This is a genomic window from Cellulosimicrobium sp. PMB13, from assembly GCF_051294865.1.
Classification (GTDB): domain Bacteria; phylum Actinomycetota; class Actinomycetes; order Actinomycetales; family Cellulomonadaceae; genus Cellulosimicrobium.
Window position 1 is genome coordinate 1,200,502 of sequence record NZ_CP145910.1, and the last position, 20,780, is coordinate 1,221,281.

Annotated in this window: 17 protein-coding genes; 12 read left to right on the forward strand and 5 right to left on the reverse strand. The window is 74.8% G+C overall.

Annotated elements, in window-relative coordinates:
• Position 1 precedes the first annotated feature (1 nt).
• From V5D56_RS05645 to V5D56_RS05655, 3 genes are read left to right on the forward strand one after another with little or no spacing between them, the layout of a single operon-like run.
• Complete coding sequence (locus tag V5D56_RS05645; RefSeq protein ID WP_435738075.1) at positions 2-1,948, forward strand: putative baseplate assembly protein; 1,947 nt, start codon at positions 2-4, stop codon at positions 1,946-1,948.
• Complete coding sequence (locus V5D56_RS05650; protein WP_435738076.1) at positions 1,945-2,505, forward strand: phage tail protein; 561 nt, start codon at positions 1,945-1,947, stop codon at positions 2,503-2,505. The genes V5D56_RS05645 and V5D56_RS05650 overlap by 4 nt, the downstream gene beginning before the upstream one ends.
• On the forward strand, positions 2,505-3,668 hold the full coding sequence (locus V5D56_RS05655; protein WP_435738077.1) for an NADase-type glycan-binding domain-containing protein: 1,164 nt from the start codon (positions 2,505-2,507) through the stop codon (positions 3,666-3,668). Before V5D56_RS05650 ends, V5D56_RS05655 begins: the two co-directional genes overlap by 1 nt.
• On the opposite strand, the gene V5D56_RS05660 is transcribed toward V5D56_RS05655, so the two are convergent.
• Positions 3,589-6,630 carry a BTAD domain-containing putative transcriptional regulator gene (locus tag V5D56_RS05660; RefSeq protein WP_435738078.1) on the reverse strand — a complete coding sequence of 1,014 codons (3,042 nt, stop codon included), beginning with the start codon at positions 6,628-6,630 and terminating at the stop codon, positions 3,589-3,591. The genes V5D56_RS05655 and V5D56_RS05660 overlap by 80 nt on opposite strands.
• A 184-nt stretch (positions 6,631-6,814) precedes the next feature.
• On the opposite strand from V5D56_RS05660, the gene hisC reads away from it, so the two are divergent.
• Positions 6,815-7,894 carry a histidinol-phosphate transaminase gene (gene hisC / locus V5D56_RS05665; protein WP_435738079.1) on the forward strand — a complete coding sequence of 360 codons (1,080 nt, stop codon included), beginning with the start codon at positions 6,815-6,817 and terminating at the stop codon, positions 7,892-7,894.
• A gap of 4 nt (positions 7,895-7,898) precedes the next feature.
• Here the strand turns inward: hisC and V5D56_RS05670 are convergent, their stop codons facing one another.
• Together V5D56_RS05670 and V5D56_RS05675 are read right to left on the reverse strand one after the other, a co-directional pair.
• On the reverse strand, positions 7,899-8,300 hold the full coding sequence (locus V5D56_RS05670; RefSeq protein WP_435738080.1) for a PIN domain-containing protein: 402 nt from the start codon (positions 8,298-8,300) through the stop codon (positions 7,899-7,901).
• Entirely contained in the window at positions 8,297-8,575 is a 279-nt protein-coding gene (locus V5D56_RS05675; protein ID WP_435738081.1) for a type II toxin-antitoxin system Phd/YefM family antitoxin, read from the reverse strand. The genes V5D56_RS05670 and V5D56_RS05675 overlap by 4 nt, the downstream gene beginning before the upstream one ends.
• Before the next feature lie 89 nt (positions 8,576-8,664).
• Here V5D56_RS05675 and V5D56_RS05680 point away from each other — a divergent pair, with 89 nt between their 5' ends.
• The 4 genes from V5D56_RS05680 (at position 8,665) to V5D56_RS05695 (ending at position 12,844) form a co-directional block, all read left to right on the forward strand.
• Positions 8,665-8,931 (forward strand): DUF805 domain-containing protein, encoded by a 267-nt coding sequence (locus V5D56_RS05680; protein ID WP_435738082.1) that lies wholly within the window; start codon positions 8,665-8,667, stop codon positions 8,929-8,931.
• 219 nt (positions 8,932-9,150) lie between these two features.
• Complete coding sequence (gene pdhA, locus V5D56_RS05685) at positions 9,151-10,371, forward strand: pyruvate dehydrogenase (acetyl-transferring) E1 component subunit alpha (RefSeq protein ID WP_435738083.1); 1,221 nt, start codon at positions 9,151-9,153, stop codon at positions 10,369-10,371.
• Positions 10,368-11,366, forward strand: coding sequence for an alpha-ketoacid dehydrogenase subunit beta (locus V5D56_RS05690; protein WP_435738084.1), 999 nt, complete (start codon positions 10,368-10,370; stop codon positions 11,364-11,366). The genes pdhA and V5D56_RS05690 overlap by 4 nt, the downstream gene beginning before the upstream one ends.
• Before the next feature lie 38 nt (positions 11,367-11,404).
• The gene (locus V5D56_RS05695; RefSeq protein WP_435738085.1) at positions 11,405-12,844 is read left to right on the forward strand and encodes a dihydrolipoamide acetyltransferase family protein; all 1,440 of its coding nucleotides are present in this window, start codon (positions 11,405-11,407) and stop codon (positions 12,842-12,844) included.
• A gap of 55 nt (positions 12,845-12,899) precedes the next feature.
• On the opposite strand, the gene V5D56_RS05700 is transcribed toward V5D56_RS05695, so the two are convergent.
• Both V5D56_RS05700 and V5D56_RS05705 read right to left on the reverse strand, forming a co-directional pair.
• Positions 12,900-14,828: an adenylyl cyclase gene (locus V5D56_RS05700; protein ID WP_435738086.1), complete on the reverse strand. Its 1,929-nt coding sequence runs from the start codon at positions 14,826-14,828 to the stop codon at positions 12,900-12,902.
• Between the two features lie 73 nt (positions 14,829-14,901).
• Positions 14,902-17,589, reverse strand: a complete 2,688-nt coding sequence (locus V5D56_RS05705; RefSeq protein ID WP_435738087.1) for a glycoside hydrolase family 3 C-terminal domain-containing protein — start codon at positions 17,587-17,589, stop codon at positions 14,902-14,904.
• A gap of 193 nt (positions 17,590-17,782) precedes the next feature.
• Here V5D56_RS05705 and V5D56_RS05710 point away from each other — a divergent pair, with 193 nt between their 5' ends.
• The 4 genes from V5D56_RS05710 (at position 17,783) to V5D56_RS05725 (ending at position 20,759) form a co-directional block, all read left to right on the forward strand.
• On the forward strand, positions 17,783-18,643 hold the full coding sequence (locus tag V5D56_RS05710) for a helix-turn-helix transcriptional regulator (RefSeq protein ID WP_435738088.1): 861 nt from the start codon (positions 17,783-17,785) through the stop codon (positions 18,641-18,643).
• Between the two features lie 57 nt (positions 18,644-18,700).
• Positions 18,701-19,420, forward strand: coding sequence for a LysE family transporter (locus tag V5D56_RS05715; protein ID WP_435738089.1), 720 nt, complete (start codon positions 18,701-18,703; stop codon positions 19,418-19,420).
• 159 nt (positions 19,421-19,579) lie between these two features.
• A complete protein-coding gene (locus V5D56_RS05720; protein WP_435738090.1) occupies positions 19,580-19,966 on the forward strand; it encodes a hypothetical protein in 387 nt (128 codons plus the stop codon).
• 85 nt (positions 19,967-20,051) lie between these two features.
• Positions 20,052-20,759 carry a DUF6766 family protein gene (locus V5D56_RS05725; protein WP_435738091.1) on the forward strand — a complete coding sequence of 236 codons (708 nt, stop codon included), beginning with the start codon at positions 20,052-20,054 and terminating at the stop codon, positions 20,757-20,759.
• The last annotated feature ends 21 nt before the right edge of the window (positions 20,760-20,780 follow it).

Sequence of the window (20,780 nt, forward strand, 5' to 3'; positions counted from 1 at the left end):
CGTGCTGCCCTCCCCGAACCTCGACGACCGCCGCTTCCAGGACCTCGTGGACGACGCGAAGCGGATGGTGCAGGCGCGCTGCCCCGAGTGGACGGACCACAACGTGTCCGACCCGGGCGTGACCCTCATCGAGACGTTCGCGTTCATGACGGACCAGATGCTGTACCGGCTGAACCGGGTGCCCGACCGCCTGTACGTCGCGTTCCTCGAGCTCCTCGGCGTGTCCCTGCACCCGGCGACGGCCGCCACGGTCGACGTCTCCTTCTGGCTGTCGGCGCCGCAGGAGGAGCCCGTCGTCGTCCCGGCGGGCACCGAGGTGTCGACGCCCAGAACCGAGCAGGACGACGCTGTCGTGTTCCGCACCACCGGCCCGCTCGTCGTGCCGCCGCGCCGCCGGGTGCACCTCCTCACGCAGCGGGCGGACCTCGCGCCGCCCGTCCGGCGCACCGAGACGGTGACGACCGGCGAGCGGTTCCCGTGCTTCGGGGAGCCGCCCACGCCGGGCGACGTGCTGCTCGTCGGGCTCGACGACGCGGCGCCCGGGTGCGCCGTCGTGCTGCGGTTCGACTGCGACGTCCAGGGCGTGGGGGTCGACCCGCGCCGACCCCCGATCGTCTGGGAGGCGTGGGCCGGCGAGCGCTGGGTGCGCTGCGACGTCGACTCCGACGGCACCGGCGGCCTCAACCGCGCGGGCGACGTCGTGCTGCACGTGCCCGCAGCCCACTCCGCGTCGGTCCAGGACGGGTTGCGCGCAGGCTGGGTCCGGTGCCGCGTCGTCGAGCCCGAGGAGGGCGCCCGCGCGTACAGCTCGCCCCCGGTCGTGAAGGACGTCGAGGCGTTCACGATCGGCGGCACGGTCGGCGCGGTGCACGCCGAGACGGTCACGGGCGAGGTCCTGGGGACCTCCGAGGGCATCCCCGGGCAGACGTTCGCGCTCGAGCGCCGCCCGGTCGTGGCGGGTGCCGTGCCGGCGACGCTCGAGGTGGCGACCGGGGAGGGGTGGGAGACGTGGACCGAGACCGGCTCGTTCGCCGCGGCCGGTCCCGACGACACGGTCTTCACGCTCGACCGGGCGGCGGGGGAGGTCCACCTCCCGCCCGCCGTCCGCGACGTGGACGGGACGCTGACGCTGCACGGGCGGGTGCCGCCGTCGGGCGCGCTCCTGCGGGTGCCGGAGTACCAGGTCGGCGGCGGGCCTGCGGGCAACGTCGCGACCGGGGCCGTCCGCGTCCTGCGCGGCACCATCGGGTTCGTCGACCGCGTGGAGAACCGCCGGCCGGCCCTCGGCGGCGTGGACGCCGAGTCGGTCGACGAGGCGCGCGAGCGCGGGCCGCTCGCGCTGCGGACGCGGGACCGCGCGGTCACCGCCGAGGACTACGAGCACCTGACGCGCGACGCCGCTCCCCACCTGGCCCGGGTGCGGTGCGTCCCCGTGGAGGGTGCGCCGCAGGCGGTGCGGGTCCTCGTCGTCCCCGCCGTCCCCGCCGCCGACGACGGCACGCGCCGCTTCGAGGACCTCGTCCCCGACCCGGACGTCCTCGACCGCATCGTCGAGCACCTCGAGCCGCGCCGGATGCTCGGCACGCAGGTGCTCGTCGAGCCGCCGTTCTACCAGGGCGTGACCGTGGTCGCGCGGATCGCGGCACGACGGCGGACCCGGCAGGCCCGGCTCGAGAGCGACGCCCTGCGCGCGCTCAACGCGTACGTCGACCCGCTCGGGGGCGGTCGCGACGGGCGGGGCTGGCCGTTCGGCCGGGCCGTCCGGGCGGGCGAGGTCTTCGCGGTGCTCCAGGGGGTGCCGGGCGTCGAGACGGTCGAGGACGTCAAGCTGTTCGCGGCCGACCCGATCACCGGCGACCGGGGCGAACCCGTGCAGCGCGTCGACGTGGCGGGGGACGCCCTGGCGTTCTCCTACCAGCACCAGGTCCGCGTCGTGGAGGCGTCGTGACCGGCGGGCCGGCGCGGCGGGGCGCGGTGGCCGGGCTCGCGAGCCCGGCCCCGGTGACGTCGATGCTCCCGGGCGTCTACCTCGACGACGACCTCCTCGGGCGGTTCGTCAGCGCGTTCGACGACGCCCTCGCGCCCGTCTTCCTCACGCTCGACACCCTCGAGTGCTACGTGGACCCGTGGCTCGCGCCGCGCGACCACCTCGAGTGGGTGGGGCGGTGGGTCGGCGTGGAGGCCGACCCGGGATGGGCCACCGACCGGCTCCGTGCGGCCGTCGCGGACGCGGCGCGGACCCAGCGGCTGCGCGGCACGGCCCGCGGCGTCGCCGACGCGGTGCGGACCGTGACCGGCGGCGAGGTCCAGGTCGGCGACACGGGCGGCGTCGCGTCGTCCCTCGTCCCCGGCGGAGACCTTCCCGGTACCGCCGGGCCGTCGTTCCACGTGCGCGTCGTGGTCGACGATCCCGCGGAGGTCGACGAGCGGCACGTGCACGACGTGATCGCGCAGTGCCGTCCGGTCCATGTCCCCTACACGCTCGAGGTGGTGGAGAACCGATGATGACGTGCCCGGCCTGTGGTCAGGCCAACGAGCAGGGTGTCTCGTTCTGCGGGTCCTGCGGCGGCTACCTGGAGTGGGAGGAGACGGCGCCCCCGGTCGCCGCGCCGTCGACGGTGTCGGTGCCGACGGCGTCGGTGCCGACGGCGGCGTCGGTTCCGACGACGGCCGGGGCGGGCGGCGGGCAGGCTCCCGACGGTGCACCCGTCCCGGACGGCGTGCCCGCCTCCGAGGGCGTGCCGGCCTCCGAGGGCGTGCCGGCCCTCGCGGGAGCACCTGCCCCTGCCGGACCGCCCCCGCCCGCGGTCCCCGCGCCGTCCGCGCCCCACGAGCCACCGCCCGTCCGCGAGCCCGCCGCGGTGCTCCCCGGCGTGCCCCTCGCGCGGCCCGCGCCGCGCGCGGCCGAGCCGGCCGAGCCGCCGCCCGAGGCGGGCGACCTCGTCTGCGGCGCGTGCGGCGCGGGGAACGTCGCGACGCGGCACTTCTGCCGTCGGTGCGGCGCGAGCCTCGCCGACGCCCGTACCCAGGGCAGGCGGTCGTGGTGGAGCCGGCTGTGGCGCCCCGACCCCCGCCCGGCGCCGACGGCGGGCACCCGCCCGCGGCGACGGCGCCGCTTCCCCACGAAGACGGTCGTCGCGCTCCTCGTCCTGGCCGGGCTCGGGTTCGCGGGCTACCAGCTGCGCGACACCATCGGGGGCGGTGCCACCACCGTGCAGGACCGGCTCCAGGGCGACGAGGTCTACAACCCCGTCACGGTCGTCGCGTCGAGCGAGGCCCCGGACCGACCGGCGTCGCACCTCGTCGACGGGACGAACGACCTCGCGTGGTCTCCCGCGCAGCCGGGCGACGGGGCCGGGCAGACCGTCGACCTGACGTTCGACCAGCCCTTCCGGCTCGTCCACCTGGTCGTCACCGGAGGGTCCTCGACGGTGCAGGAGGAGTTCCTCCAGGGCTCGAGCCCGCGCACGCTCGACGTCACCGTCACCCGCGCGGACGGTTCCACGGCGCAGCAGCGCGTCGAGCTCGACGACGTCCCCGGGCCGCAGAGCGTCGAGGTCGTCGAGGACGACGTCGCGGCGGTCCGGCTCACGATCGTGTCGTCGTTCCGCGCGACCCCAGAGACGTCGGTGGCGATCGCCGAGGTCGAGTTCCGGGGGCGTGGCTGACGGGGCGGCGCACGCCGAGCTCCTGGAGCACGGCGTCGTACTCGCGTCGCGCGTGGAGCGCGGCCGCGTGGTCGCCGAGCACGGTGAGCGCCTCGACGAGCAGCCGCCACGGGGCGTCGACCCACCGGTTGAGCTCGATGCTGTGCCGTGCCGCGGAGACGGCCCGGTCCGGCTCGTCCCTCCGCAGGTACGCGCCCGCGAGGGACTCGGCGGCGCCGGCCGCGAGCAGGACGTACCGTTCCCGCTCCGGCTGCACCCACTCGGCGGCGCCCTCCTCCGGGAGGAGCTCCCCGCCGTACGCGTCGACGGCGGCCCGCCACCCCCGCACGGCCGCGGACGGGCTCTCGTGCTCGAGCCGTCGTGCTCGCGCCAGCCGCTGCTCGAACCGCGCGACGTCGCAGTCCGACCCGGGCGGCAGCGGCAGCATGTACGTCTCCCCGTCGCGGCGGACCAGACCCTCCTCGCGCCGGGCGCCGCGGGGCTCGAGCGCGCGACGCACGGCGGAGATGTTGACGTGCAGGTTGTGCATCGCGGACCCGAGGTCCAGCTCGCCCCACAGGGCCTGGGCGAGCTGTTCCCGGTGGACCGGGCGCCCGGCACGCATCGACAGGTAGCGCAGCGTCCGCCGTGCCCGCGGCCGCAGACCGGAGAGGTCGACCGGGTGCCCGTCCACGGAGATGTCGAAGGCCCCGAAGCACCGCACGACGACCACGCGGTCCCGGTCGCCGACCTGCAGCACCGTGGGCCTGGTCTCCTCCGCGTCGTCCTGCGCCGCGAGGGCGGTCGCGACCGGCCGGGCCGAGCTGGCTGGACCGGTGCTCGCGGTGGGCACGATCGGCACGGCCGGCTGGGCCGGCTGGGCCGGCTGGGCCGGCTGGGCCTGCCCGGCGTGACGGGTCGGGTCGTCCAGACCGATCGACCGCGCCGTCGACGACGCGAGGCGGAGCAGGTCGTCGCGCTGCGCCGGCTTGCACCCGGCGAGCGCGAGGTAGGCGAGCGCGAGCGCGCCCGGCACGTCCGCCGACCGGGCCAGGCTCTCCGCCTGCGCGGCCAGGTCCGCGGCGTCGGGCAGCCCGGCGTCCACCGCCGCGACGGCGAGCGCCCCCCGCGCCCACGCCACGAGCGTCCCCGCGCCGAGCGCCTGGCACCGGAGCGCGAGCCTCTCCCAGTGCTCCGGCTCCCACGACCCGCGCTGCGACCGCGCGACGACCTCGGCGCCGGCCACCAGCAGCGCGCTCCACCGGTCGCCGTCGCTCTCGCACCACGCGACGCACCGGGCCACCTGGTGCCGCGCGGCGGGATCGTCGTCGTACGCGAGGACCACCCCGTGCGTGATGCGCGCGAGCCAGACGAGTCCACGACGCTCGGCCTCGGAGTGGATCCTGTCCAGCGCCGCGGCGATCGCGCCGTCGTCCTGGTCGCGCGTGAACACGACCCGGAAGAGCTGGGCCAGGAGCATCATGTTGGCGTCGGCCTCGACGTCGTTCGCGGCGCTCCGCAGCGCGTCGCGCGCACGCGCCTGGTCGCCCGCGAGGAGCCGCGCGACCCCCTCGACGAGCGCTCGTCCCCGCACCGACGCGGGGGCGAGCGCCACGACCGCGCCCGGGTCGCGCACCGTCGCGGCGATGACGAGGTGGACCCAGTCGGGACGACGCGGGCCCTGCGGGTCCATGAGCGTGTGCACGCGGTCGGCCGTCCCGTTCAGCGCGTCGACGACCCGACGGGTGGCGGCCAGGTGCTCCGGGTCCGCACCGTCGCGCGTCGTGGCGCGACCGACGACGACACCGGCCTCCACGACCCGTCCGTCGGCGACGAGCTCGCGTGCCCGGCCGAGCAGGACGCCCGGGTCGGCCTCGACGAGGTCGGGCGGGAACGCCGAGCCCCACTCGCGCTCGCCCCGGTCGTGCGTACCGGGGTCGACCCGGGTCAGCAGGCGCTTGACGCCGTCGAGGTCGTGGGCGCGACCGCGGGACCGCAGCGCCTCGTGCAGCGCGCCCTCGGCCTCGAGGACCTCGGCGGCGCGGGCGTGGATCGATCGCGCCTGCGCGACCGACACCTCGTCCGCGACCGCGGCGACCAGGTGGCGCCGCAGCACGCGGTGCACGCGGTACCCGTCCTCGCCGACCGGCCGCACCAGCGTCGTCGACCGGTCGAGCCGCCGCAGCGTGTCGCGGGACGTCGCGACGCCGAGCAGGGTGTCGCACCGGCGCGGCGTGAGCAGGTCGAGCGTCGCCGTGCTGTGCAGGAACCGCTGCAGGTCCACGGGCAGCGGGCGGAGCACCTGCGTCTGCAGGTAGTCCCACGCGAAGCGCTGCCGGTGGTCGAGGCGGCGGATCGCCCGCCGCTGCTCCCCGGGCAGGTCGTCGGCGACCGAGAGGTGGAACAGGTGGAGGGCGGCGGCCCAGCCGTCCGTGTGCCACGTGAGCGCGGCGACGTCCTCGGGGTCGAGGGGGACGTCGTACAGCTCGCGGTACAGCCGCTCGACCTCCCACGACCTGAACCGCAGCGCGACGTCGGTCAGGGTGACGGGCGCCGAGAGCTCGACCCTCGCCAGGTTGAGGGGCGGTGCGCGCAGCGAGCCGAGCAGGACCGAGACGTGCGGCGGCGCGTGCGCGAGCATTGCCGTGAGCTCGTCCTCGAGCGGGCTGCCGAGGAGGTGGTGCGCGTCGTCGACCACCACGAGCAACGGGTCCTGCGCCGCGCGGCCGAGGTGCGCCAGCCGCCCCGGCGCGTCGCCCTCCGCGAGCCGTCCGGCGAGGTGCGCAGGCGTGCGCACCGTCACGCGCGGCGCGTCCGTGCCACCCGTCTCCCCGGCCTCGCAACGGACCCAGACCACGTCCGTCGCGGCGCGCCGGGCGGCCTGGGCGAGCAGCGTCGTCTTGCCGGAACCCTGGGGCGCGACCACGAGCGCGAGGCGTGCTCCGTCGAGCTGGTCGAGGAGGCGCGGGCGCAGAAGACCCACGACACCGGGCACCGGGACCTGGTGCGCTCCGTGATCCTCTCCGCGGGCGGCGCTCATCGAGTCGTGTGCCCCCTCGTCCTCGGACGGTCGCCGGGAGTCGATCATAGGGAGAGCCGCGCAGGGTCCGCAGGGCGATCGGCAGATATCACCCTCGCCGGGTGCGCGGGTGGCATGATCGATGACCGTGGCCCACGAACCCCGCGTCCCCCTGCGTCCCGCCGTCGCCGCGCTGCCGGCCTACGTCCCCGGGGGCCGCGTCGCCCCGGGTGCCGCCGCGTTCAAGCTCTCGTCGAACGAGAACCCGTACCCGCCCCTGCCGTCGGTGGTCGCCGCGATCGTCGACGCGGCGGCCGACGTCAACCGGTACCCCGACATGTACGCGACCGAGCTCGTCGAGGCGCTCGCGGACCGCCTGGGCGTGACGGCGGCGGAGGTCGTCGTGGGCAACGGGTCGGTCGCCGTCCTCGCGCACGTGCTGCAGACGGTCGTGGAGCCGGGCGACGAGGTCGTCTACCCGTGGCGCTCGTTCGAGGCGTACCCGATCGCGGTCGCGGTCGCGGGCGGCACGTCCGTCCAGGTGCCGCTGCTGACGGGGGAGGACCGCGGGCGGCTCGACCTGCGGGCGATGGCCGCGGCGGTCACCGAGCGCACGCGGGTCGTCCTGGTGTGCACGCCCAACAACCCGACCGGGCCCGTCGTGCACCGCGACGAGCTCGACGCCTTCCTCGCGGCGGTGCCGTCGGACGTGCTCGTCGTGCTGGACGAGGCCTACCTCGAGTTCGTGCGCGACCCCCAGGCTCCCGACGGCCTCGCCCTCTACGCGAAGCACCCGAACGTCGTGCTGCTCCGCACGTTCTCCAAGGCGTACGGGCTCGCGGGGCTGCGCGTCGGGTACGCGGTCGCCCGCCCGCGGCTCGCGGTGGGGATCCGGTCCGTGTCGACCCCGTTCGGCGTCTCCCACGTCGCGCAGCGCGCGGCACTGAGGTCGCTCTCGGCCCAGGACGAGCTCCTCGCACGCGTCGAGCACCTCGTCGAGGACCGCACACGCCTGGTCGAGGGGCTGCGCGGCCAGGGGTGGGAGCTGCCGGAGACCCAGGCGAACTTCGTGTGGTTCGACCTCGGCGACCGCACGGTCCAGCGGGCCGAGGAGGCGCGCGCCGCCGGTGCGATCGTCCGCCCGTTCGCGGGCGAGGGGCTGCGCGTGAGCGTCGGGGAGCCGGAGGCGACCGATCTGTTCCTGCGTGTGAGCGCGACCTGGCGGTAGCGCGTCAGGTCGTGGTCGGCCGCGGCGAGAGGACCGGCACGAGCTCGCTGAACGGGCGGAAGTCGTCGACGTTCTCCGTCATCACCGCGGCGCCGTGCCGATGCGCCTGCGCCGCGATAAGAGCGTCCTTGCCGCGAACGCGAGAGCCCGCGACGCGACCCTTCGCCTGAGCGGCGAGCAACCCGTAGGAGCGGGTGCAGTCGAGGTCGAACTCGATCCAGTCGAACCGGTCGTCGAGCGCGTTGAGGTGCCGACGGCGCTCGGCGGCCTGGACGGAAGACCTCGCGGCGCGGATGCCGAGCTCGAGCTCGGCGCGGGACAGGATGCTCGCCCCGTAGGACGCCTGCGGGTCGAGCCGGTAGGTACCGAGATCCACCAGGACGTCCGTGTCCAGCAGGACGATCACGCCGGGTCGCCCCACGGGTCCTCGACGACGTCGCCGTCGCGCTCCCGCTCGATCTCCGTCTTCAGGTCCGCAGCGTTCTCGCGACTCATGGTCTCCATCCCGTGGAGGTCGTCCCCTCGGATCCACCGAGAACGACGAGAGCCGTGGTCGGGGACCAGACGGACGCCGGTCGGCTTCCCGTAGGCGGTGACCTCGACCTCCTGACCGGACGTGAGCACGCGGCGGATCACGGCCTGAGGGTTCTGCTTGAGCTCGCGCGTCCCGACGGTCTCCATGCTCGCAGGCTAGCCCCTCGTGTTGACGTTGGTCTACAGTCGCGCCGCTCCGGTTGCCGACCTCCGGCGCCGCGAGAACACTCGCGACCATGGACAACGTGGACTACGACCAGCTCGTCGACGACTACGGCTGGCTGTTCGGCGGGGCCGCGGTCGTGATCTACGTCGCCGTGGCCGTGATCTTCCTCATCGCCTACGTCCGGATCATCCAGAAGGCCGGCTACTCGGGCTGGTGGGTCCTCGTCGGCCTGGTGCCGATCCTCAACGTCGTGATGTTCCTGGTGTTCGCGTTCTCGCGCTGGCCGGTCCTGCGCGAGCGCGACGCCCTGCGCGCGGGCGGCGTCTACCCCCGGTAGGGATGTCCCGACGCCGCGCGGGGGAGCGCCGGTGCGGTTTGGAGGTTCCCTCCAAGAGGCTGCCGCGGACGTTGGGCGACACGTCGGCAGCGGAACCTACGCGGTCGTAGCCTACGCTTGCGTAGGCTACGGAGACGTAGGTTACGACGACGCCCCTCGCGGGCGTCACCTGCCCCCGAGCGGGCGGCCGTCCGGCGGCCCGCACCGAAGGAGAAGCGCGTGACGGACCACGAGGCGAGAGAACCTGCCCGGGACGCGGCGAGCACGGTCCCCGACCTTCCCGACCTGGCGGGCGGCCCCGACGACGCGCCGCTGATCCAGCTCGTCACGCCCGCCGGCACCCGGGTGACGACCCCCGAGACCGACCCGTACCGCGAGCGCGTCGCGCACCTCGACGCCGCCGCGCTGCGCGGTCTGTACCGCGACATGGTCCTCACGCGCCGCTTCGACGACGAGGCGACCGCGCTCCAGCGGCAGGGCGAGCTCGGCCTCTTCGCGCAGTCGAAGGGCCAGGAGGCCGCGCAGATCGGCTCCGGTCGTGCGCTCGCGCCGCAGGACTACGTCTTCCCGTCGTACCGCGAGCACGGCGTCTCGCACGTGCGGGGCATCGACACGGTCGACCGCCTGCGGCTGTTCCGCGGCGTCGACCACGGCGGCTGGGACCCGGCCGTGCACAACGTGCACCTGTACACGCTCGTCATCGGCTCCCACGCGCTGCACGCGACGGGCTACGCGATGGGCGTCCAGCGCGACGGCCTCGTCGGCACGGGTGACCCGGAGCGCGACACGGCGGTCGTCGCGTACTTCGGCGACGGCGCGACGTCGCAGGGCGACGTCAGCGAGGCGCTCGTCTTCGCGGCCGTGAACAACGCGCCGATAGTCCTGTTCTGCCAGAACAACCAGTGGGCGATCTCGGAGCCCACGACGAAGCAGACACGCGTCCCGCTCTACCGTCGCGGCGGCGGGTTCGGCGTGCCGAGCGTGCGCGTCGACGGCAACGACGTGCTCGCGTGCTACGCCGTGACGGCCGAGGCGCTCGAGCGCGCGCGGTCCGGCGGCGGCCCGACGTTCGTCGAGGCGTTCACCTACCGCATGGGCGCGCACACGACGTCGGACGACCCGACGAAGTACCGCTCGCGCGCGCAGGAGGAGTACTGGCGCCGGCGCGACCCGATCGACCGGCTCGAGGCGCTGCTGCGCGCCGAGGACGCGTGGGACGAGGCGTTCGCCGCCGACCTCGCCGCCGAGGCGGACGCGCTCGGCGAGCGCCTGCGCACCGAGACCCGGGCGCTCGCCGCGCCCGCGTCGTCGAGCATGTTCGAGAACGTCTACGGCACGCCGCACGCGGTCGTCGAGGCCGAGAAGGCGTGGTTCGCCGACTACGAGGAGTCGTTCGCGGCGGACGGCACGCCCGCCGCCGGGCAGGAGGTCGCACGATGAGCACGGGCACCACGAAGACGCTCACCCTCGCGAAGGCGATCAACGAGGGCCTGCGCCGCTCGCTCGAGACGGACCCGAAGGTCCTGCTCATGGGCGAGGACATCGGTCCGCTCGGCGGCGTGTTCCGCGTGACCGACGGGCTGCAGAAGGACTTCGGCGAGGACCGCGTGGTCGACACGCCGCTCGCGGAGTCCGGCATCCTCGGCACCGCGATCGGCCTCGCGCTGCGCGGCTACCGCCCGGTGTGCGAGATCCAGTTCGACGGGTTCATCTTCCCCGCGTACGACCAGATCACGACGCAGCTCGCCAAGATGCGCTACCGCTCGGGCGGGAAGCTCCAGGTCCCGGTCGTCGTGCGCGTGCCCTACGGCGGCGGGATCGGCGCGGTCGAGCACCACAGCGAGAGCCCCGAGGCGCTGTTCGCGCACACGGCCGGGCTCCGCGTCGTCTCGCCCTCCACGCCCCAGGACGCGTTCACGATGATCCAGGAGGCCGTCGCCTCCCCGGACCCCGTGCTGTTCTTCGAGCCGAAGGGCCGCTACTGGGAGAAGGGCGAGGTCGACCTCGGCGGCGCGGGCGAGGGCTCGCGCGTGCTCGACCGGGCGCGCGTCCTGCGCGCCGGGACGGATCTCACGCTGGTCGCCTACGGCCCGACGGTCGCCACGGCGCTGCGAGTCGCCGCCGCGGCCGAGCAGGAGGGCCGCAGCGTCGAGGTCGTCGACCTGCGCTCGATCTCCCCGCTCGACACCGCGACGGTCGTCGAGTCGGTCCGGCGCACGGGACGCTGCGTCGTCGTGCACGAGGCGCCGACGTACCTCGGCTCCGGCGCCGAGATCGCGGCCCGCGTGACCGAGGAGTGCTTCTACTCGCTCGAGGCGCCCGTGCTGCGCGTCGGCGGGTTCCACACGCCGTACCCGGTCGCGAAGATCGAGCACGACTACCTGCCGAGCCTCGACCGCGTGCTCGACGCCGTCGACCGCGCGTTCGCGTACTGACGCGCGCCGCTCAGGACCGAGACCCAGGAGGACCAGCAGTGCCGACGTACGAGCAGTTCAAGCTCCCCGACGCGGGCGAAGGGCTCACCGAGGCCGAGATCGTGCACTGGCACGTGGCCGCGGGCGACCGGGTCACGGTCAACCAGACGATCGTCGAGATCGAGACCGCGAAGTCCCTCGTCGAGCTGCCGTCGCCCTTCACGGGCGTGGTGAGCGAGATCCTGGTGCCCGAGGGCGTGACGGTCGAGGTCGGCGTGCCGATCGTCGTCGTCGACACCGACCCGGACGGCGCGTCGCCGGAGCCCACGGCCCCGGCAGCCACCGTGCCCGACGGCGCGGACGCGCCCGGGTCGACGGCCGGCGGCTCCGGCTCGGTGCTCGTGGGGTACGGCACGGTCGAACCCGGCAGCGCGCGCCGACCGCGGCGCGCCGCGCCGGCGGCGGCCGCCCCGGCCGCGCCCCCCGCGCCCGCGGCACCTGCGCCCGCACCTTCACCGGCACCGGCACCGGCACCGGCACCGGCACCGGCGAGCGTCCCCGCGCCGGCGAGCCCCGCCGTCGGGCACGTGCACCTGCCCGTGCTCGCCAAGCCGCCCGTGCGCAAGCTCGCCAAGGACCTGGGGCTGGACCTCGCGAGCGTCGCCGGCACCGGCCCGGGCGGGATCGTCACGCGCGAGGACGTCGTCGCCCATCACGAGCAGGCGAAGGCGCAGCCGCTCGCGACGTACGCGGACGACGACCAGCCGTGGCTCGCCACCGGCGCCGTCACGTCCGACGGCCGCCAGACGCGCGTGCCCGTGAAGTCGGTGCGCAAGCGTACGGCCGAGGCGATGGTCGCGAGCGCGTTCACCGCGCCGCACGTGACGGTGTTCCAGACCGTCGACGTGACGCGCACGATGCGGCTCGTGAGCACGCTCCGCGAGGACCGCGAGTTCGCGGACGTGCGCGTCACGCCGCTCCTCGTGACGGCGAAGGCGATGCTCCTCGCGGTGCGCCGCCACCCCGAGATCAACGCGAGCTGGGACGACGCCGCGCAGGAGATCGTCTACAAGCACTACGTGAACCTGGGCATCGCGGCCTCGACGCCGCGCGGGCTCGTCGTGCCGAACATCAAGGACGCGCACCGGCTCGACCTGCACGGGCTCGCGACGGAGATCGCGGACCTCACGGCGACCGCCCGCGCGGGACGCACGAGCCCGACCGACATGTCCGACGGCACGATCACCATCACGAACGTCGGCGTGTTCGGCATCGACACGGGGACGCCGATCCTCAACCCGGGCGAGGCCGCGATCCTCGCGTTCGGGGCGATCCGCGAGCAGCCGTGGGTGCACAAGGGCAAGATCCGCAAGCGCTGGGTCACGCAGCTCGCGCTGAGCTTCGACCACCGGCTGGTCGACGGGGCGCTCGGCGCGCGGTTCCTGTCCGACGTCGCACGCGTGCTCGAGGACCCGGCGCGAGGCCTGGTCTGGGGCTGACGCCGCGCGCCCCGACCGGGCCGCGCGCCCGGTCCGTCCGCCGGCGTCACGGGGCCTAGCCGGGGTCGGGGTAGCTCTCGACGAAGGACGGCTGGCCGGTCCTCGACGGGTCCACCGCCTCGCCGACGCCGTTCACCACGTGCTCGATCGTGCCCGCGCCGAGGCTCACGGTCGCGACGTGGTGGAGCCGGACGTCCGGGGTCTGCGGCACCTCGAACCCGTCCGCCGTGCGGATCGAGGGGTCCTCGAGGTTCGCGGCGTAGACGCCGCCCCCGTGGAGGACGTGGCGGCGGACGTCCTCGCCGACGGCGTAGCCCGCCCAGCCCTCGACGTCGCCCTTCATCCAGGCCGCCTGGTCCGGCGGGTCGTACGCGAGCTCGCTCTGGTAGAAGACCGTCGTGCCGTCCTCGCCGTCCCAGGACGTGTTGTGCTCCTGGAAGTGCTCGACGAACAGGCCGGTCGCCGTGACGTGGTCGCCGTGGACCACGACGCCCCGGCGACCCGTGTTGGTGACCCACCGCTCGCCGTCGTCGAAGCCCTCCGCGCCGTGGTCCGCGCGCCACACCCAGGCGTGGTCGACGAGGACGTGGTCACCGTTGATCTCCAGCGCGACGTCGGCGCTGCCGGGGTGCGGGCCCCCGACGCGCAGGTAGACGTCGCTCAGCGTCGTCGGGTTCGCCGGGTCGCCGGCCCGCTCGGCGTCCTCGGAGCCGGAGCCGACCCGGACCAGGACGGGGGACCGGACCTCGCCCGCGTCGACCGTGACGCCGGCCACGACGACGCCCGGGACGTCCGCCACGGTGAGGGGCGTGGCGCCGTCGACCGCCGTGAGCGTGGGGTGCCCGATCCCGAGGACGACCGTGTCGGGCCGCTCGACCGCGATGCTCTCCGCGACGTCGTACACGCCGGGCGTGAGCAGGAGGTGCCGGCCCCGGTCGAGCGCGTCGTTGATCGCCGCGACCGGGTCCGTCGGGCGCGCGACGAAGAAGTCGGTGAGCGGGACGGTGCGGCCGGGCGTGGGGCCGTCGGCCCAGGAGACGCCGGACGAGTCGCGCTGCGCGGCCGGGACGCGCACCTGGTACGCGCCGTCGTCGTCGACGAACAGGAACGGCTTCTCGCGGCTGAGCGGGGTCCGCTCGAGCGTCGTGTAGGCGGGGTCGGGGTAGGAGGAGTCGTCAGGAGCTCCCTCGACGCCCGCGAACACCTGGTTCCAGACGGCGTTGCTCCAGCTCCCGATCACGCTGTTCCGCGTGAACCACTGCTGCTGAGAGCCGTTCACGACGTCCCCCGCCCGCGAGTCGGCGATGAACCCGCCGCTCCCGTACTGCGGCCCCGCCGAGCACGTGTCGGTCAGGGAGAGCGGTGGCCGGCCGTCGCCGCCGAGGACGTCGACCCGACGCACGGACACCGCCTGGGAGACGGCCCAGGTGGTGGCCGACCGCCGGCACTCGTCCTGGCCGTCGGCGTCGGCGTCGATCGTGAGGTTGCCGAGCGTGCGCCAGAAGTTCACGAGCGCGAGGCAGTTCGACGTGCCGTCGTCCGCGAGACAGCGGTTGTACACCTCGATCTTCCCGTCCACCACGACGTCGCCCGGGGACGCCCCGAGCCCGGCGACCTCGGTGTAGTAGCCGACGGTGAGCTGCAGCGGCTCGGCCTCGGTGCCGTACGTGCCCGGCTCGAGGAGCACGGCGTACCGCCCGGTGCCCATCTCGTCGTCGGTCTGCCGGGCGGTGATGCCGTCGACCAGGGCGTGGATCTCCGCCACGGACATGGAGGGCGAGAGCACGACCACGCCGGGTCCCAGGTCCGGGGCGGTGGCGCTCACCACGCCGAGCGGCGCGGTGGCGTCGTCGGCGGCGGGCCGCCCGTCCGGTGCCCGGTCCACGACCAGCGCCGTGCCCACGACGCCGACGACGAGACCGGCGGCCGCCCCGACCGCGGCGCCGACGAGGAACCGGCGGCGCGCGGCGTCGACCCGGTCCACGAGCCCTCCTTCGGACGGACCGCCGCCCGTGCTGCCCCGCGCTCGGGGGCGGGGCAGCACGGGCGGGGTGGTGTCAGCGGCGTACGCGCACCGCTCCGGCGAGGTCGACGTCCACGGCCGAGCGACCGACGTACACGGCCACCTGGCCGGTGGGGGTGACCCACTCGTCCGCCTCGGCGTCCCAATACGAGAAGTCGCGCCGGTCCAGCTCGATCCGGACCTGCTGGCGGCGGCCCGCCTCCAGCTCGACCTTGGCGTAGCCCGCCAGCTTGAGCTCCGGGGACGGGACCCCGGGCAGCGGGCCGAGGTACACCTGGACGACCTCGGTGCCGGTCCGGTCACCGACGTTGCGCAGGCGAGCCCGCACGTCGACGGTGTCGTTCCCGCCGGTCGCCCGGATGGTGTTGCCGGCCCGCAGCCGGTCGAGGCTGAACTCCGTGTAGGACAGCCCGTGGCCGAAGGCCCACATGGGCTCGACGTTCGCCGCGAGGTAGCCGCGGTAGCCGATGTTCAGCCCTTCGGAGAACTCCACGTCCGGGTCGTCGAGCCAGGGGTTCTGGACGCCGAGCGGCAGCGCCTCCTCGCTGCGCGGGTACGACACCGGGAGGTGACCGGAGGGGTCCTCGTCGCCGAACAGGACCGACGCGAGCGCGTTGCCCTCCTCCTGGCCGCCGTAGAAGTTCTGCAGCACCGCCGGGACGGCGTCCGCCCACGGCATGACGACGCCGGAGCCGGTCGCCACGACGACGACGGTCCGCGGGTTCGCGGCCGCGACCTGGCGGATGAGCTGCTCGGCGTTCTGCGGGAGCTTGAGCGAGACCATGTCCCGCTCCTCGGTCTCGTAGGTACGCACGTAGACGACGGCGACGTCGGACGCCGCGGCCGCCTCCGCCGCCTCGACGACGGACGGCGGCAGGGCGTCGTCCGGCGTGGACCACTGCAGCAGGAACGTGCCCGGCTGCAGCCCGACCAGGGGACGGGTCTGGGAGTACTCGACGCGCAGGTCGTAGGCCCGCCCCGCCTCGAGCGCCAGCCCGGCGGAGCGGACGTCCCGCCGGCCGTCCTGGCCCGTCATGTCGACGACCAGGTCACCGTCCAGCCAGACGCGCGCGTCGCCCCAGCCGGTGGCGCCGAGCACGTACTCCCCGGTGGAGGGTGCGACGAGCTCGCCCGTCCAGCGGACCGACTGCTCGCCGTTCTGCGCCGGCTCGAGCCCCGCGAGGGTCGGCGTCGGCGGGACCTGGGAGCCGTAGAGGCTCGCGAACGCCGGTCCGCCGCCGGTGAACCCGACGTCGTAGGACGCCTGCGCCTCGGTGCGCGTCAGGCCCACGGCCCCCGTCCACGTCGCGTTCGCGAAGTAGCGGGCGGTGAGCCCGTCGCCGATCCCGCGCTCGGGCCGCAGCACCGAGGACGGCACGGCGGTCATGTCGCGGGTCTCGATCATGTTCGCCGCGCTCACGGGGTCGTTGCCCTGCGCGTAGCGGACCTGGGCGCCGCTCTCCTCCGCCCGGTCCCGCATCGCGTCGAGCAGCGAGACCTCGTAGGTGGGCTGGACGAACGCGGAGCCGCCGAGGGCCGACGGGATGGTGGCGTCCGCCCCGACGACGGCGACGGACGTCGCGGCGTCGAGCGGGAGCGCGTCGTCGTTCTTCAGCAGCGTGATCGCGTCCTCCTGCACCTCGCGCGCGACGGCGCCGTGCTCCTCGACGGGGATCGCCGTCGGCGTGTAGTCGCCGTCGAAGATGCCGATCGCGAACATCGTGCGCAGGATCCGCAGCACGGCCCGGTCGACGAGCACCTCGGGGACCGTGCCGTCGTTGACGGCGGCGAGGAGCGTGTCTCCGTAGAAGGACCGCGTCCCGGTCTCCATGTCGGTGCCCGCGACGATCGAGGGCAGCGTCGAGTGGATCGCCCCGAAGTCGGTGAGGACGAACCCGGTGAAGTCGAGCTGCTCGCGCAGGATCTCGTTCAGGGCCAGCTCGCTCTCGCACGCGTAGACCCCGTTGATCTTGTTGAACGAGCACATGACGGAGCCCAGGTCGGCGTCGCGGATCGCGGCCTCGTAGGGGGCCGTGTGGACCTCGCGCAGCGTGCGCTCGTCGACGATCACGTTCTGCAGCCCACCGCGGTACGTCTCCTGCGTGTAGGCGGTGTAGTGCTTGAGGTTCGCGATGACGCCGCGCTCCTGCACCTCCTGGACGAACGGCACGACGATCGACGAGCTCAGCTCGGGGTCCTCGCCGGTCGACTCGGCCTGGCGGCCCCAGAAGGGGTTGCGGGTCGGGTCGGCGTTGGGGCCGAGCAGCACCTCGTGACCCGTCTGCCGCGACTCGTCGCCGACGACGCCCGCGTAGTCCCGGACCCGCTCCGGGTCCCACGTCGCGGCGAGCGCCAGGGTGGCCGGCATGGCCGTCGCGCGGTCGCCCGTCTCGGGGAGCACCCAGCCGCGCGAGGCGATGCCGGCGGTGGCGTCCGCCATGCTCAGCTCGGGGATGCCGAGCCGTTCGATCGGGGCGTTGTAGAACGCTGCGGGCGCCGCGCCCTGGTCGCCGGACATCAGCTCGACCTTCTCCTCGAGCGTCATCGCCTGCAGCAGCAGGACCGCCCGTTGGTCCGGTGACAGCGCGGTGTTCATCCACGGCGGGTCCGCCGTCGCCGCGTGCGCCGACGGCGCGAGCGTCACGACCAGCGCGGCGGCGGCGAACGCCGCGACGGCGCCCACCCCGCTCCTGCGCGCACGATGCTTCTCGACCACTCCCATGACGAGCCCTCCCCTTCGAGGACCGATCCGTGGCCGCGAGGGTCGTCGATGACCTCCGCAGGTCCTCCACGGTCCGGACACGCCCACGACACTCGCCCGCGGTCCGGGCGACAAGCCCCCCACGGGGGACCAAGTTGGGCCCCCCGACCCCTGGGCGGGGGCGAGCACGCGACGCGCCGTTAGCATCGGGAAGGTGCGCAACGAGGAGCTGCGCGAGTTCCTGACCACCCGTCGGGCCCGCATCACCCCGGCTCGCGCAGGGCTGCCCGACACGGGCGGCGCGCGCCGGGTGGCCGGTCTGCGCCGCGCCGAGGTCGCGGACCTCGCCGGGATCAGCGCCGGGTACTACCGGCGCCTGGAGCGGGGCGCCGTCGCGTCCGTGTCCACGTCGGTCATGGCGGGCGTCGGCCGGGCCCTGCAGCTCGACGGCGCGGAGCGGGACCATCTCGCGGACCTGCTCCGGTGGCCGCGGAGCCGAGCGGTCGCCGAGCACCCGGGACACGCGCCGACGGCGGTGCGGCCGTTCGTGCGCAGGCTCCTCGACGCGACGGCGCTGCCCTGCTGCGTGCTCGACGACCGGCTCGACCTGCTCGCCGCCAACGACCTCGCGCGGGCGCTGTACCTCCCGCTCTACGCCGGCCCCGGGGCGCCGGCGAACCTCGCGCGGTTCGTCTTCCTCGACCGCGCCGCGCGCGACTTCTGGACCGACTGGTCCGTCGTCGCCGACCTCGTGGCGTCGCTCCTGCGCACCGGCTCGGGCCGCGACCCGCTCGACGCCGACCTCGCGGCGCTCGTGCGCGAGCTCGGTGCGCGCAGCGCCGAGTTCCGCACCCGGTGGGCAGCCCACGAGGTCGCCGGCGACGCGTCCGGGACCCGCGAGATCCGTCACCCGGTCGTCGGCCACCTCACGCTCGAGGTGCACTCGCTCACCGTCCCGGACGCGCCGGGGCAGCACGTCGTGATCCACGCCGCGGCCCACGGGTCCGCCTCGCAGCGGCGGCTCGACGAGCTCGCCGACTGGGCGGAGGGGGCGCGGGCGCACCTGCCGTCGTGACGCGACGAGCGGGAAACCGGCTGACCGGGCTGCCGGACGCGTGCGACCATCGCGCCCATGACCGACGCCCTGCCCTCGTTGTGGGCCGGCGTGCTCGCGGGGTACGCGATCGCCGTGCCCGTGGGCGCGATCGCCACGTACCTCGTCGCGCTCACCGCGCGCACGTCGTGGCGCGTCGGCGCGGCGGCGGGGCTGGGCATCGCGACGGCGGACGGTCTGTACGCGCTCGTGGCCACGCTCGGCGGCGTGGCGCTCGCCGGCGTCATCGCGCCGGTCGCGCCCTGGCTGCGGGTCGCGTCCGGTGTCGTGCTCGTCGCCCTGGCGCTGCGGACGGCGTGGGTCGCGGTGCACGAGTACCGCGCGCACGCCGTGCCTGTCGACCTGCCCGTCGACCTGCCCGTCCGCCCGCCCGTCGGCTCGCCCGTCGACGTACCCGCAGTGGTCTCCGGCCGTCGCCGCACCCGCCTCGCCGGGCCGTCGCCCGGCCCTGGCCGCGCGTACGTCCAGCTCCTCGCCCTCACCGTCGTGAACCCGGCCACCGTCGCGTACTTCGCGACGGTCGTCGTGGGCGCGCGCGCCGCGGCAGGGGACGCGGCTGTCGTGTCGGGCGCGCTGTTCGTGGTCGGCGCGTTCGCGGCGTCCGCGAGCTGGCAGCTCCTGCTCGCCGGCGGGGGCACGGTGCTGGGCCGTCGGCTGTCCGGGCCGCGCGGCCGTCTGGCGACCGGCCTGGTGTCCGCTGCGGTCATGCTCCTGCTCGTCGTCGTGCTGGTCGTCTGATCCTCACGGCCGATCCTCCGCTTGCAGGCGACCGGAGAACGGCGACGATGGGGCGAGCACCGAAAACCACATCTCTGACATTCGAGGAGGCGGCACGTGCGACGGAGTGCTCGTCCGGGGCGAGGCTCGGCGGGGCGCCTCGCGGTCCCCGTCCTCGCCGTGACCGTCCTGGGACTCTCTGCCTGCGCGGGACCGGACGCGTCCGACGCGCAGGACGTCGTCGAGAGCTTCTCCGCCGCGATCGCCGCGGGTGACGGTGACGCGGCGTGCGGCCTGCTCCTGCCCGACGCCGCCGAGGCGCTCGCCGAGGACACGGGCCAGCCGTGCGAGGACGCGGTCGTCGATCCGTCCGGACCGCTCGCCGACGTGGTCGCCGCCGCCGGAGACCTCGTCGTCGAGGACGTCCACGTCGCCGGCCGGCAGGCGCAGGTCGTGACCGCCTCCGACACCCTGTTCCTCGCCCACTCGGGCGACGGCTGGGTCGTGACCGCGGCCGGGTGCACGGCGCGCCCCGACCGGCCCTACGACTGCGAGGTGGAGGCATGAGGGTTCCCCGGTTCATGTTCTGGACCACGCTCGTCCTCGTGGCCGCGGGGCTCGTGACGGCCGTCGTGCTCGCGGCGGTGCACCAGTGAGCGGCGGGTCGACCGGTTCCTCCGGCGGTCTCCTCGGGGGCCTGCGCGCGAGCTCGCTGAGCATCTTCTTCGGGGTCGTGTTCCTCGCGACGCTCGTGGGCCAGGCCGTGAGCGGCGTCGCGGTGTTCAACCTCGACCAGAAGGCCGCCGGCCTCGAGCCGGTGACGCTCGGGCAGTACGTCGCGTCGTCGGCGTTCTGGGTCGACGTCACCGAGAACTGGCAGTCGGAGTTCCTCCAGTTCCTGCTCTTCATCACCGCGACGGTCTGGTTCGTCCAGCGCGGGTCACCCGAGTCGAAGAAGGTCGACGAGGCGGGGCGCGAGTCGGACGAGGACCAGAAGGTCGGCGAGCACGCGGACGAGGGCTCGCCCGCCTGGGCGAAGGTGCGCGGCTGGCGCCTCGCCGTCTACTCGCGGTCGCTCTCGCTCGTCATGGGACTGATCTTCCTGGGATCGTGGCTCGCGCAGTCCGCCGCCGGAGCCGTCGCCTTCAGCGAGGAGCAGATGCGCGAGCTCCAGGACCCCGCGCCGTGGACGGAGTACCTCACGCTCCCCGACTTCTGGAGTCGGACGCTGCAGAACTGGCAGTCCGAGATGCTCGCGGTCCTCAGCATGGTCGTCCTCTCGATCTACCTCCGCGAGCGCGGGTCCCCCGAGTCCAAGCCCGTGGGGTCCTCGCACGAGGCGACCGGCGTCGAGGGCTGACGGCGGCTCGCGCCACCTCTC

What these genes read in the sequence shown, in the direction of transcription:
- V5D56_RS05655 (WP_435738077.1), top strand. Translation starts at nt 2,505, where the DNA reads ATGACGTGCCCGGCCTGTGGTCAGGCCAACGAGCAGGGTGTCTCGTTC.
- V5D56_RS05675 (WP_435738081.1), bottom strand. Translation starts at nt 8,575, where the DNA reads ATGGAGACCGTCGGGACGCGCGAGCTCAAGCAGAACCCTCAGGCCGTG.
- V5D56_RS05680 (WP_435738082.1), top strand. Translation starts at nt 8,665, where the DNA reads ATGGACAACGTGGACTACGACCAGCTCGTCGACGACTACGGCTGGCTG.
- V5D56_RS05690 (WP_435738084.1), top strand. Translation starts at nt 10,368, where the DNA reads ATGAGCACGGGCACCACGAAGACGCTCACCCTCGCGAAGGCGATCAAC.
- V5D56_RS05705 (WP_435738087.1), bottom strand. Translation starts at nt 17,589, where the DNA reads ATGGGAGTGGTCGAGAAGCATCGTGCGCGCAGGAGCGGGGTGGGCGCC.
- V5D56_RS05715 (WP_435738089.1), top strand. Translation starts at nt 18,701, where the DNA reads ATGACCGACGCCCTGCCCTCGTTGTGGGCCGGCGTGCTCGCGGGGTAC.